The sequence below is a fragment of the Pseudomonas sp. LF020 genome, from assembly GCF_053456425.1.
In genome coordinates, this window is sequence record NZ_JBRFIX010000011.1 from 35,701 (window position 1) to 48,332 (window position 12,632).

At 61.4% G+C, this 12,632-nt stretch carries 14 protein-coding genes; 9 read left to right on the forward strand and 5 right to left on the reverse strand.

Going from position 1 to position 12,632, the window contains the following annotated elements:
- Positions 1-120 precede the first annotated feature (120 nt).
- Positions 121-753 (reverse strand): hypothetical protein, encoded by a 633-nt coding sequence (locus tag ACU680_RS23115; RefSeq protein ID WP_007962790.1) that lies wholly within the window; start codon positions 751-753, stop codon positions 121-123.
- 370 nt (positions 754-1,123) lie between these two features.
- Between ACU680_RS23115 and coxB the strand changes: the two genes are divergently transcribed.
- The 4 genes from coxB (at position 1,124) to ACU680_RS23135 (ending at position 5,540) form a co-directional block, all read left to right on the forward strand.
- Positions 1,124-2,251 (forward strand): cytochrome c oxidase subunit II, encoded by a 1,128-nt coding sequence (coxB, locus tag ACU680_RS23120; protein WP_007962788.1) that lies wholly within the window; start codon positions 1,124-1,126, stop codon positions 2,249-2,251.
- Between the two features lie 82 nt (positions 2,252-2,333).
- Entirely contained in the window at positions 2,334-3,920 is a 1,587-nt protein-coding gene (ctaD, locus tag ACU680_RS23125; RefSeq protein WP_007962785.1) for a cytochrome c oxidase subunit I, read from the forward strand.
- Positions 3,921-4,075: 155 nt separating this feature from the next.
- Positions 4,076-4,627, forward strand: coding sequence for a cytochrome c oxidase assembly protein (locus ACU680_RS23130; RefSeq protein ID WP_007962784.1), 552 nt, complete (start codon positions 4,076-4,078; stop codon positions 4,625-4,627).
- A gap of 25 nt (positions 4,628-4,652) precedes the next feature.
- Positions 4,653-5,540 (forward strand): cytochrome c oxidase subunit 3, encoded by an 888-nt coding sequence (locus ACU680_RS23135; RefSeq protein WP_007962783.1) that lies wholly within the window; start codon positions 4,653-4,655, stop codon positions 5,538-5,540.
- A gap of 7 nt (positions 5,541-5,547) precedes the next feature.
- Here ACU680_RS23135 and ACU680_RS23140 read toward each other — a convergent pair whose 3' ends face one another.
- Positions 5,548-5,751 carry a twin transmembrane helix small protein gene (locus ACU680_RS23140; protein ID WP_041073718.1) on the reverse strand — a complete coding sequence of 68 codons (204 nt, stop codon included), beginning with the start codon at positions 5,749-5,751 and terminating at the stop codon, positions 5,548-5,550.
- 71 nt (positions 5,752-5,822) lie between these two features.
- Here ACU680_RS23140 and ACU680_RS23145 point away from each other — a divergent pair, with 71 nt between their 5' ends.
- Genes ACU680_RS23145 through ACU680_RS23165 form a run of 5 tightly spaced genes read left to right on the forward strand, consistent with a single transcriptional unit; the run spans position 5,823 to position 9,731 of the window.
- Positions 5,823-6,563 (forward strand): SURF1 family protein, encoded by a 741-nt coding sequence (locus tag ACU680_RS23145; protein ID WP_448180601.1) that lies wholly within the window; start codon positions 5,823-5,825, stop codon positions 6,561-6,563.
- A complete protein-coding gene (locus ACU680_RS23150; protein ID WP_367082282.1) occupies positions 6,529-7,122 on the forward strand; it encodes a PA_0111/PP_0108 family redox-active disulfide protein in 594 nt (197 codons plus the stop codon). The genes ACU680_RS23145 and ACU680_RS23150 overlap by 35 nt, the downstream gene beginning before the upstream one ends.
- Before the next feature lie 10 nt (positions 7,123-7,132).
- On the forward strand, positions 7,133-8,212 hold the full coding sequence (locus ACU680_RS23155; protein WP_448180602.1) for a COX15/CtaA family protein: 1,080 nt from the start codon (positions 7,133-7,135) through the stop codon (positions 8,210-8,212).
- Positions 8,200-9,099, forward strand: a complete 900-nt coding sequence (gene cyoE / locus ACU680_RS23160; RefSeq protein WP_448180603.1) for a heme o synthase — start codon at positions 8,200-8,202, stop codon at positions 9,097-9,099. Before ACU680_RS23155 ends, cyoE begins: the two co-directional genes overlap by 13 nt.
- A complete protein-coding gene (locus ACU680_RS23165) occupies positions 9,096-9,731 on the forward strand; it encodes an SCO family protein (RefSeq protein ID WP_007962772.1) in 636 nt (211 codons plus the stop codon). Before cyoE ends, ACU680_RS23165 begins: the two co-directional genes overlap by 4 nt.
- Positions 9,732-10,013: 282 nt before the next feature.
- Here ACU680_RS23165 and ACU680_RS23170 read toward each other — a convergent pair whose 3' ends face one another.
- The 3 genes from ACU680_RS23170 to ACU680_RS23180 form a co-directional block, all read right to left on the reverse strand.
- Positions 10,014-10,784: a MetQ/NlpA family ABC transporter substrate-binding protein gene (locus ACU680_RS23170; protein ID WP_448180604.1), complete on the reverse strand. Its 771-nt coding sequence runs from the start codon at positions 10,782-10,784 to the stop codon at positions 10,014-10,016.
- Positions 10,785-10,861: 77 nt separating this feature from the next.
- Complete coding sequence (locus tag ACU680_RS23175; RefSeq protein WP_007962770.1) at positions 10,862-11,536, reverse strand: methionine ABC transporter permease; 675 nt, start codon at positions 11,534-11,536, stop codon at positions 10,862-10,864.
- Positions 11,536-12,543 carry a methionine ABC transporter ATP-binding protein gene (locus tag ACU680_RS23180; RefSeq protein ID WP_027610230.1) on the reverse strand — a complete coding sequence of 336 codons (1,008 nt, stop codon included), beginning with the start codon at positions 12,541-12,543 and terminating at the stop codon, positions 11,536-11,538. The genes ACU680_RS23175 and ACU680_RS23180 overlap by 1 nt, the downstream gene beginning before the upstream one ends.
- Positions 12,544-12,632: the final 89 nt, after the last annotated feature.

Sequence of the window (12,632 nt, forward strand, 5' to 3'; positions counted from 1 at the left end):
AATAAACCATGTGGGAGCTGGCTTGCCAGCGATGGCGGTCTTTCAGTCACTGAAAATGTCGACTGATCCACCGCTATCGCTGGCAAGCCAGCTCCCACAGGTATTTGTGTGGAACGCGGATTACGCGGCGGGCTGATCCAGCTCCAGGCCCACGCCGAGGCGACGGCCCATGCACGGCCAGCGTTTCCACGCCGCACCGGTGTCCGGGCTGCTCAGTTTGTCACGGTAGGCCTCTACCGATTCCAGCGCAAAACTCTCGTCGTCGAGCATCTCGTCGATGGTGTGATGCACCACTTCGTCCAGTTGATTGGCAAACTCCTCACCGAGCAATTGGTGAGCAATCAGATTGGCGACCGTCATGTCCAAGGGGATCAGTGGCTGGCCGAGGTGCTTGATGTACAGGTCGTTGACCTCTTCGACAAAGCGGTGCGCCAGATAAGCTTCGTCGAGCAGGCTGTCCAGACCGACCGGCGGCTGGAGAAAGTATTGCTCGGCGATTTTCAGCACCGGTTTGATCTGCGACTCGATTCCCGCTTCCCTGGCAACTTCATTGGCTGCGTCCAGCATGTCTGGTACTTCATCGATGTAGGCGGTGACGAAACTGGTCAACGCTTCTTCGCGGTTGGCGTCTGGCAACTGGATCGCCGAATGCAGATGAGGCAGTTTGGCTTCCAGCTGACGCTTGAGCCGTCCGGTTTCGTTTTCGGTTTGTCGGGCTTTTTGGATCTGCTCGCGCAATGCGGCGGTGTTCATGAAAACTCCAGGAAACAAGGCAATGAAATAGGGAAGACATAACTTAGCTGGCTTACGAAAAATGCTAAGACGCATTTGTCATAATTATTTCATCCTTGATACACCTGCGTTATATCAGTTTGCCGCCACTCGTCTGCATCCTTCTCCATTCGCACCCTTGAGCGCAAGCCCCGGCTGTTTCAGATGATTTACGCGTCGACATTGCAATTCCCGATGGCTGTCTATACTCGCCATTGAATGGAGTTAGCTGATGACGCCCGACTGCCCACGCAGCAAGGCCCGGCAATTCAAGTTCGTAGTCTGATGCAGCCGCTCCCTTGCCGAAGGCGTTGCGCCTACGGGATAACAAGAACGATAAGGGGAACCCGCAATGATGCGACATCCACACGTCTGGATGGGCCTCCTGTTGTGGTCGATTTTCAGCCCGGCCCATGCGGCCTGGACTGTGAATATGGCGCCTGGAGCGACTGAAATCAGTCACGCAGTATTCGACCTGCACATGACCATTTTCTGGATCTGTGTGGTGATCGGGATCATCGTCTTCGGCGCCATGTTCTGGTCGATGATCGTGCATCGCCGCTCGACCGGGCAGGTCGCCGCAAAATTCCACGAAAGCACCACCGTCGAAATTCTCTGGACCGTCGTGCCGCTGCTGATTCTGGTGGCGATGGCCGTTCCGGCGACCGCCACCCTGATCCGCATGTACGACACCAGTGAGCCGGATATCGATATCCAGATCACCGGTTATCAGTGGAAGTGGCACTACAAATACCTGGGTCAGGACGTCGAATTCTTCAGCAACCTGGCCACCCCCGCCGAACAGATCCACAACAAGGAAGCCAAGGGCGAGCACTACCTGCTCGAAGTCGACAAGCCGCTGGTGCTGCCGGTCGGCGCCAAGGTGCGCTTCCTCGTCACCTCCGCCGACGTCATTCACTCATGGTGGGTACCGGCCTTCGCGGTCAAGCGCGATGCAATTCCGGGATTCGTCAACGAAGCCTGGACCCGCATCGACAAGCCCGGTCTCTACCGTGGCCAGTGCGCCGAACTGTGCGGCAAGGATCACGGCTTCATGCCGATCGTGGTCGACGTCAAGGAGAAGGCCGACTACGACAAGTGGCTCGCCGACCGCAAAGCCGAAGCCGCGCAGCTCAAGGAGCTGACCAGCAAGGAATGGACCCTCGACGAACTCAAGGAGCGCGGCGACAAGATCTATCACACCACCTGCGTGGCCTGTCACCAGGCTGAAGGCCAGGGCCTGCCGCCGATGTTCCCGGCGCTCAAAGGCTCGCCGATTGCCACCGGACCCAAGGCCGACCACTTGCACCGCGTGTACTTCGGCAAGCCCGGCACTGCGATGGCGGCGTTCGGCAAGCAGTTGTCGGAAGTCGATATCGCAGCGGTCGTGACCTACGAACGTAACGCCTGGGGCAACAACAAGGGCGACATGGTCACGCCAAAAGAAGTGCTGGAGCTCAAACAGGCGGAAAGCAAATGAGCCGGTCCATCGCGTATTTCGTGAACCGGCCGGGGCACCGCGCCCCGGCCAGCCCCGTCCACTCACGTAAAGGAGACCGGCCATGAGCGCTGTAATCGATGACCACGGTCATGCCGACCACGCCCACGGCCCCGCCAAAGGCCTGATGCGCTGGGTGCTGACCACCAACCACAAGGACATCGGCACGCTGTACCTGTGGTTTGCGTTCTGCATGTTCCTGCTCGGCGGCACGTTCGCCATGGTGATCCGCGCCGAGCTGTTCCAGCCCGGGCTGCAGATCGTCGAACCGGCATTCTTCAACCAGATGACCACCATGCACGGCCTGGTGATGGTCTTCGGCGCGGTGATGCCGGCGTTCGTCGGCCTCGCCAACTGGATGATCCCGCTGATGATCGGCGCGCCGGACATGGCCCTGCCACGGATGAACAACTTCAGCTTCTGGCTGTTGCCGGCGGCATTCCTGCTGCTGGTCTCGACCCTGTTCACCGCCGGTGGCGGGCCGAACTTCGGCTGGACGTTCTATGCGCCGCTGTCCACCACCTACGCGCCGGAAAGCGTCACCTACTTCATCTTTGCCATCCACCTGATGGGGATCAGTTCGATCATGGGCGCGATCAACGTGATCGCCACCATCCTCAACCTGCGTGCCCCCGGCATGACCCTGATGAAAATGCCGCTGTTCGTCTGGACCTGGCTGATCACCGCGTTCCTGCTGATCGCGGTGATGCCTGTGCTGGCCGGGTGCGTGACGATGATGCTGATGGACATCCACTTCGGCACCAGTTTCTTCAGCGCCGCCGGTGGCGGTGACCCGGTGCTGTTCCAGCACGTGTTTTGGTTCTTCGGCCACCCCGAGGTGTACATCATGATCCTGCCGGCCTTCGGCGCCGTCAGCCAGATCATCCCGACCTTCTCGCGCAAGCCGCTGTTCGGCTACACCTCGATGGTCTATGCGACGGCGAGCATCGCGTTCCTGTCATTCATCGTCTGGGCGCACCACATGTTCGTGGTCGGCATCCCGCTGGTGGGCGAGCTGTTCTTCATGTACGCAACCATGCTCATCGCCGTGCCGACCGGCGTGAAAGTGTTCAACTGGGCCAGCACCATGTGGCAAGGCTCGCTGACCTTCGAGACGCCGATGCTGTTTGCCGTGGCGTTCGTGATCCTGTTCTCGATCGGCGGCTTTTCCGGGCTGATGCTGGCCATCGCCCCGGCGGACTTCCAGTACCAGGACACCTACTTCGTGGTCGCGCACTTCCACTACGTGCTGGTGCCGGGGGCGATCTTCGGGATCTTCGCCTCGGCCTATTACTGGCTGCCGAAGTGGACCGGGCACATGTACGACGAAACCCTCGGCAAGCTGCACTTCTGGCTGTCGTTCGTCGGCATGAACCTGACCTTCTTCCCGATGCACTTTGTGGGGCTGGCGGGGATGCCGCGGCGGATCCCGGACTACAACCTGCAGTTCGCCGATTTCAACATGGTCTCGTCGATCGGCGCGTTCATGTTCGGCGCCACGCAAATCTTCTTCCTGTTCATCGTGATCAAGACCATTCGCGGCGGCCCGCCAGCCCCGGCCAAACCGTGGGATGGTGCCGAAGGCCTGGAGTGGAGCGTGCCGTCGCCGGCGCCGTATCACACCTTCACCACGCCGCCGGAAGTGAAATGAAACGCTCCTCTGTTAACGCGACCCCTGTGGCGAGGGAGCTTGCTCCCGCTTGGGCGCGCAGCGCCCAAAAAATCTTTGGGGCTGCTGCGCAACCCAGCGGGAGCAAGCTCCCTCGCCACAAAGGCTCACTCGCACCTTCGAGGGAGGCATGACTCATGGCTGACTCGATCTCGCTGAAAAAACTGGTCACCCGCCTGCTCGGGGTCGTGGTCGCCATGTTTGTCTTCGGCTTTGCCCTGGTGCCGATCTACGACGTGATGTGCAAGGCCTTCGGCATCAATGGCAAAACTGCCGGGCAGTACGAGGGCGAGCAGGTGGTGGACAGCTCACGGCAAGTGCGCGTGCAGTTTCTCTCGACCAACAACATCGACATGCCGTGGGAGTTTTACCCCAAGCACGACGAGCTGACTGCCAACCCCGGCGCGGTCAACGAGATGATCTTCATCGCCCGCAATCCCACCGACAAACCGATGAGCGCCCAGGCCGTGCCGAGTATCGCGCCCAGCGAAGCGGCGGCGTATTTCCACAAGACCGAATGTTTTTGCTTTACCCAGCAGGTGCTGCAGCCGGGTCAGCAGATCGAGATGCCGGTGCGTTTCATCGTTGACCGCGACATGCCCAAGGACGTGAAGCACCTGACGCTGTCCTACACGCTGTTCGATATCACCGCCCGACATCCTCCGGTGGCTGCAAACACTGGCGGTTAAGCGTGCCCGATAAGGAGAACAATAAATGGCAACTCATGAGCACTATTACGTCCCGGCCCAGAGTAAATGGCCGATCATCGCCACCTTCGGCATGGTCATCACCGTGTACGGCCTGGCGACCTGGTTCAACGATCTGAAGGCAGCGCGTCCGGAATCCCACGGCCCGTACATCTTTTTCGTCGGCGGGCTGTTGCTGGCGTACATGCTGTTCGGCTGGTTCGGTGCGGTGATCAAGGAGAGTCGCGCCGGGCTGTACAGCCCGCAGCTCGATCGCTCGTTCCGCTGGGGCATGAGCTGGTTCATCTTTTCCGAGGTGATGTTCTTTGTCGCCTTCTTCGGAGCGCTGTTTTATGTGCGCCACGTCTCGGGGCCCGCTCTGGGTGGTGAAGGTCCGAAAGGCATCGCCCACATGCTCTGGCCGAACTTCCAGTTCACTTGGCCCCTGCTGCACACCCCGGACCCGAAACTGTTCCCGCCGCCCAAGGAAGTCATCAGCCCGTGGGGCCTGCCGCTGATCAACACGATTCTGCTGGTCAGCTCCAGCGTGACCATCACCATCGCCCACCATGCCTTGAAAAAGGGCCATCGCGGCGCACTGAAAATCTGGCTGGCGATCACCGTTCTGTTGGGCTGCGGCTTCCTCGCCTTGCAGGCCGAGGAATACATGCACGCCTACCACGAACTGGGGCTGACTCTGGGTTCGGGCATCTACGGCGCGACGTTCTTCATGCTCACCGGTTTCCACGGCGCCCACGTGACCATCGGCACGATCATTCTGTTCGTGATGCTGATGCGCATCATGAAGGGGCATTTCGATGCCGAGCATCAGTTCGGCTTCGAGGCGGCGAGCTGGTACTGGCACTTCGTTGATGTGGTGTGGATCGGCCTGTTCATCTTCGTTTATGTGCTCTGAGCACTGATCACCAAGGCGCGTGCGACACCAGTTGGCCGCTGTAGAAGCCCCAGGCAATCAAGCCGACGGTGGCAGCGGCCAGTGCCACCCGAACACTCAAGGCGATCACCAGGCGATTGGAACTGCTGTCGTCCTTGACCAGGAAAAACAGGCCGCTGAACAGGCTGATCACCGTGGCAATCAGCAGCACGACAATGGCTGCCTTGAGCATGGGAAGAACTCCGGGGGACAGGCGATGCAGTTGAGTATAGCGAGCGCGACGACTGCCTTTGTGGCGCGGCCATGAAGCGCTTTCGGCCGGGCGTGATACCGACCGTGGTGGTGGCGCTGTTGCTGCCGCTGCTGGTGTCGCTGGGTTTCTGGCAATTGGGCCGGGGCGCGGAGAAAACCGCCCTGCTCGCCAGTTACGCCGAACGCCGCGCCGCCGAGCCGATGGCCAGCAGCGAGTTGCTGCACAGCGCCGACCCGGCCTTTCGCCGCGTGCATCTGTACGGCCAGTTCGATGCCGCGCACAGCCTGCTGCTCGACAACCGCCAGCGCAACGGCAAGGTCGGCATCGAGTTGCTGCAACCGTTTCAGGATCGGGCCACCGGCCAGTGGCTGCTGGTCAATCGCGGCTGGCTGCCATGGCCGGATCGCCGGGTAACGCCAAAATTTTCCACCCCCGCCGACGCGGTCAACCTGGACGCCTGGGTCTATGTCGCCCCCGGCGCAACCTTCCAGTTGCACGCCGACCCGGCCAGCAGCACCTGGCCGCAAACCATTACCGCGGTCGAGCCGGCCAAGCTGTGGAAAACCCTCGAACGCGACGGCTTCGCCTACGAACTGCGCGCCGAACCCGGCCCTGCCAGCTACGAGGTCGACTGGCCGGTCGTGGCCATGGGACCGGAAAAACACCTCGGTTACGCCGTGCAGTGGTTCGCCATGGCCACCGCCCTGCTCGGCCTCTACATCTATTTGGGCTTGCACAACGCAAAGGAGAAAACCCATGGGAACGGCCATGAATCCACCCAGCATGTCTGAGGCAAAAATCCCGGCCACCCGCCGTCGCGGGCGGATCCAGCTGTTGCTGATTGTGCTCGGCGTGGTCGGCCCGATGATCCTCGCCACCGGCATGTACAAATTGCAGTTCTGGGTGCCGGAAGGTCGCAGCTACCACGGCGAACTGATCGGCAACGGCCAGACCCGCGCCGACCTCGGCGTGCAAGCCGATGAACAGCGCTGGCAGATGCTGGTGACCGCGCCGAAGGATTGCGCGGTGGACTGTCAGCAACTGGTGTACCTCGCCCGCCAGATCCAGATCGGCCTCGGTCGCGACGCCGGTCGCGCCAGCCACGCCCTCGCCGCCGCGCAACCGTTGAGCGCCGACTACGAGGCCAAGCTGACCCGCGAATATCCGCAGCTGCAACGCTACCCGCTGGACAGCGCAGCGTTGAGCAAGGCCACCGGCGACAAGGCCACACCGCAACTGTGGATCATCGACCCCCACGGCAACCTGGTGCTGCGCTACGACCCGAGCGTGAAGGGCAAGGATCTGCTCAACGATCTGCGTCACCTGCTGAAACTGTCGAACATCGGATAAGGGCATCGTCATGGCCAAACCTGGATTTCGCCTCGCGTTGTTTGCCACCCTGCTGGCACTGATCGTCGTGCTGCTCGGCGCCTACACCCGCCTGACCCATGCCGGCCTCGGCTGTCCGGACTGGCCGGGCTGCTACGGGTTTATCAGCGTGCCGAAAAGCGAAGCCCAACTGGCCCATGCCGAACTGCATTACCCCGACTCGCCGGTGGTGGCGCACAAGGGCTGGAACGAGATGATCCACCGCTACTTCGCCGGCACTCTCGGCCTGCTGATTGCGATTCTGGCCGGGCGCGCCTGGGTCAATCGTCGCCATCCGGGGCAGCCGCTGAAACTGCCACTGTTTCTGCTGGCGGTGGTGTTCGCCCAAGCGGCGTTCGGCATGTGGACGGTGACGCTCAAGCTCTGGCCGCAAGTGGTCACCGGGCATCTGCTCGGCGGCTTTGCGACATTGAGTCTGCTGTTTCTGCTGACCTTGCGCCTGTCCGGCGTGCTGCCGGCGCTGACCGTGCCCAAGCGCTTGCAGTACTGGGCGACGGCAGGGCTGTTGCTGGTGATCGGCCAGATTGCCCTCGGCGGCTGGGTCAGTTCCAACTACGCGGCAGTGGCCTGCATCGACTTCCCGACCTGCCACGGTCAATGGCTACCACCGGCGGACTTTGCCAACGGCTTTCACCTGACCCAACACATCGGCCCCAATTATCTCGGCGGTCAGCTCGACAGCGATGCGCGCACGGCAATTCACCTGACTCACCGCATTGGCGCGCTGCTGGTGACGCTGGTGTTGCTCGGTCTGGCCTGGCAACTCAGGGCTGTCGGCATGACACGTTTGGCCGGGCTAGTCGTCATCGCCCTCGCCGCACAAATCACCCTCGGCATCAGCAACGTGTTGTTCCATCTGCCGCTGCCGGTGGCCGTGGCGCACAACGCCGGTGGCGCCGCGCTGCTGCTGACCATGGTGCTGGTCAATTATCACGCGCGCACCAGCCTGGTTCGGGTCAAACAGCCGATGTTGGCGCGCTGGCGTCTGAGCCCGCGTAAACATTCGGCTGCGCCTATCACGATAAAAGGAGAAACGCCATGGCGCTTCTGATCAGCGAACGCCCTGCGCAAGCGCTGTGGCGTGACTATCTGGAGCTGACCAAGCCGAAAGTGGTGGTGCTGATGCTCATCACCTCGCTGGTCGGCATGTTCCTCGCGACCCGCGCCGGGGTGCCGTGGACGGTGCTGGTGTTCGGCAATCTGGGGATTGCGTTGTGTGCCGGCGGCGCGGCGGCGGTCAACCATGTGGTGGACCGGCGCATCGATGCGGTGATGGCGCGCACCCACAAACGGCCATTGGCCGAGGGCCGGGTTTCACCGGCAGCGGCGCTGACCTTTGCGCTGGTGCTGGCGCTGCTCGGTCAGGCTTTGCTGCTGACCTTCACCAATCCGCTGACGGCATGGCTGACACTGGCTTCGCTGCTGGGTTACGCGGTGATCTACACCGGTTTCCTCAAACGCGCGACGCCGCAGAACATCGTCATCGGTGGCCTCGCCGGCGCGGCGCCACCGCTGCTCGGCTGGACCGCCGCCACCGGCCATGTCAGCGCCGAACCGTTGCTGCTGGTGCTGATCATTTTCGCCTGGACCCCGCCGCACTTCTGGGCGCTGGCGATTCATCGCAAGGAGGAATACGCCAAGGCCGACATCCCGATGCTGCCGGTGACCCACGGCGAGCACTACACCAAGGTGCACATTCTGCTGTACACCTGCGCCCTGCTCGCGGTGAGCCTGCTGCCATACGTGATTCACATGAGCGGCGTGCTCTACCTGATCTGCGCCCTCGCGCTGGGCGCAAGGTTTCTGCAATGGGCCGTGGTGCTGTACCGTGGCACTCGGCCGCACGCGGCGATCAACACCTTCAAGTACTCTATTTATTACTTGTTCCTGTTGTTCATCGCCCTGCTCGTAGACCACTACTTACTGTTGAACCTATGACTCGAACCCAGAAAACCGTTTTCATCCTCGTCGCCGTGATCGCGCTGATCCTGGGACTGACCGTCAACAAAGTATTGAGTGGCAAGGGCCAGGGCGATCCCACCGCGCTGATCGACGCCGGCATCATCCTGCTGCCGCAGAGCCGCACGTTGCCGGGTGTGACCATGACCAATCAGGACGGCCAACCGGTCGCCATCGACGAGTTGAAAGGCAAATGGAGCCTGCTGTTCTTCGGCTACACCTTCTGCCCGGACATCTGCCCGACCACCCTCGCCCAGCTGCGCCAGATCAAGAGCGAGTTGCCCAAGGATGCTGTGGATAAACTGCAGATCGTGCTGGTCAGCGTCGACCCGAACCGCGACAACCCGCAGCAGTTGAAACAGTACCTGGGCTACTTCGATCCGCAGTTCGTGGGCCTGACGCCGAAGTCGATCGAAGAACTGCAGAAAGTCGCGAATGCGGTGAGTATTCCGTTCATACCGGCCGATACCAGCAAGCCGAATTACACGGTGGATCACAGTGGCAACCTGGCGGTGATCGGCCCGGACGGCACGCAACGCGGCTTCATCCGTGCGCCGCTGAACAACGCCAAACTGGTGGCGCAGCTGCCAGTAATGCTCAACCGTAAATAGCCAAGATCAAAAGCCACCCCTCACCCTAACCCTCTCCCGGAGGGAGAGGGGACTGACCGAGGGATGCTGACGAAATACGCCGACCTGTAAGTCCTTTGCCGAATCCATAATCGACCCAATCTTTCAGGTCGATTTACAACGCAAGACACCTCGGTCGGCGCCCTCTCCCTCCGGGAGAGGGCTGGGGTGAGGGGCGAATACACAGCAGGTCCAAAACCGAACACTCGGCCACAAAAAAAGGGGACGCCATTGGCGTCCCCCTTTTCATTGCAGCTATCTGTATCAGAACGCCGGCAATACCGCGCCTTTGTACTTCTCGGTGATGAATTTCTTCACTTCCGGGCTGTGCAGCGCAGCCGCCAGTTTCTGCATCGCGTCGCTGTCCTTGTTGTCCGCACGGGACACCAGGATGTTCACGTACGGCGAGTCATTGCCTTCGATCACCAGCGCGTCCTTGGACGGATCGAGCTTGGCTTCCAGCGCGTAGTTGGTGTTGATCAGCGCCAGATCGACCTGGGTCAGCACGCGCGGGATGGTCGCGGCTTCCAGTTCACGGATTTTCAGGTCTTTCGGGTTCTCGGCGATGTCCTTCGGGGTCGACAGGATGTTGGTCGGATCCTTCAAGGTGATCAGGCCGGCCTTGGCCAACAGCAACAGCGCGCGGCCGCCGTTGGTGGCGTCGTTCGGGATCACCACGTTGGCGCCGCTTGGCAGGCCCTTCAGATCCTTGATCTTGTTCGAGTAGGCGCCCAGTGGCTCCAGATGCACGCCGGTCACCGCCACCAGGCTGGTGCCCTTGGCCTTGTTGAACTCATCGAGGTACGGCTGGTGCTGGAAGAAGTTGGCGTCCAGGCGCTTTTCAGCCACCTGCACGTTCGGCTGAATGTAGTCGGTGAAGACCTTGACCTTCAGATCCACGCCTTCTTTGGCCAGGGCCGGCTTCACGAACTCGAGGATTTCCGCGTGCGGCACCGGAGTGGCGGCGACAGTCAGGGTTTCAGCGTGGGCCGAAAAAGCGGCTACGGCAGCGAAAGCAGCGATCAGTTTTTTCATTCAGCTAACTCCTTATGAGGCGCCCGTGTGGCGCCTGCCAGCGAATGGCCGGCTCATCTCTTGATTACAAAAACCGGTTATTTGCGCGAGAAATGCACGACCAGACGGTCGCCCACCATTTGCAGCACTTGCACCAGAATCAGCAGCAATACCACGGTGACGATCATCACGTCAGTCTGGAAACGCTGGTAGCCGAAGCGGATCGCCAGGTCACCCAGACCACCGGCGCCGACCACACCGGCCATCGCCGTGTAGGACACAAGCGTAATCGCCGTCACCGTAATCGCCGCGAAGATGCCCGGACGGGCTTCCGGCAGCAAGGCATTCATGATGATCTGCCGGGTGGTCGCGCCCATCGACTGGGTGGCTTCGATGATGCCGCGATCGACTTCACGCAGGGCGGTTTCCACCAGACGCGCAAAGAACGGCGTCGCACCCACCACCAGCGGCGGAATCGCACCGGCCACGCCCAGCGAGGTGCCGGTGATCAGCACGGTGAACGGGATCATCACGATCAACAGAATGATGAACGGCAGCGAGCGCAGGATGTTCACCGCCAGCGACATGATTGCGTACAGGCCGCGGTTTTCCAGCAACTGGCGCGGGCTGCAGAGAAACAGCAGCACGCCCAGCGGCAGGCCGAGCAGCACGGTGAACAGCAGCGAACCGCCAAGCATCAGCATGGTGTCACCGGTGGCCAGCCAGATTTCCAGCCAATCGATGTTTTCGAAGAAAGCCTTGAGCATTTCCATTAACGCAGCACCTCCATGTGAACGTCAGCGGCGGTGAAGCGGGCGAACGCCGCTTCCATGTCGCCACCGGTGACGGCGAGGGTCAACTGCCCGTAAGGAATGTCTTTGATGCGGTCGATGCGACCGGCAAGGATGCTGTAGTCGACCCCGGTTTCCCGGGCCACGGTACCGAGCAACGGCGCGTAGGTCGCTTCCCCCTGGAAGGTCAGACGCACAATGCGACCCGGCACGTGAGCGAAGTCGTCGCGCTGTTCGCTTTCGTCGATCTGCTCGCTTTCCTGGACGAAACGCTTGGTGGTCGGGTGCTGCGGATGCAGGAACACATCGGCCACCGAGCCTTGCTCGACGATCACCCCGGCGTCCATCACTGCTACTTGGTCGCAGACGCGACGGATCACGTCCATCTCGTGGGTAATCAGGACGATGGTCAGCTTCAGTTCACGGTTGATCTCGGCCAGCAGTTGCAGGACCGAGGCAGTGGTCTGCGGGTCGAGGGCGCTGGTGGCCTCGTCGCACAGCAGGATCTTCGGCTTGGTCGCCAGGGCGCGGGCGATGCCGACGCGCTGTTTCTGGCCGCCGGACAATTGTGCCGGGTACTTTTTTGCGTGATCGGACAGACCGACCCGCGCCAGCAGCTCGGCCACGCGCTGATTGATCTCGCTGCTCGACAGTTCGCCGGCCAGGGTCAGCGGCAGCGCGACGTTGTCGGCCACGGTCTTGGAGGCGAGCAGGTTGAAGTGCTGGAAGATCATCCCGACCTGCTGGCGGAAACGACGCAGGCCGTTGGCGTCCAGCGCGGTGACTTCTTCGCCGTCGACGATGATCTTGCCGCCGCTGGAATCTTCCAGGCGATTGATCAGACGCAGCAGGGTACTTTTTCCCGCACCGGAATGGCCGATCAGGCCGAAGACCTGACCGTTTTCAATCGAAAGACTGGTCGGGTGCAGGGCGGGGATGTCCTTACCGGCGACGCGGTAAGTTTTGTGGACGTTTTGAAACTCGATCACGTAGCGAACCTTGTGGGGCGCGTTAGAAAAGGATCAGCGGTTAGCCGGGCGCGCATTTTAGCCTGTCCGTATAGAGGTTCTTAGCATTT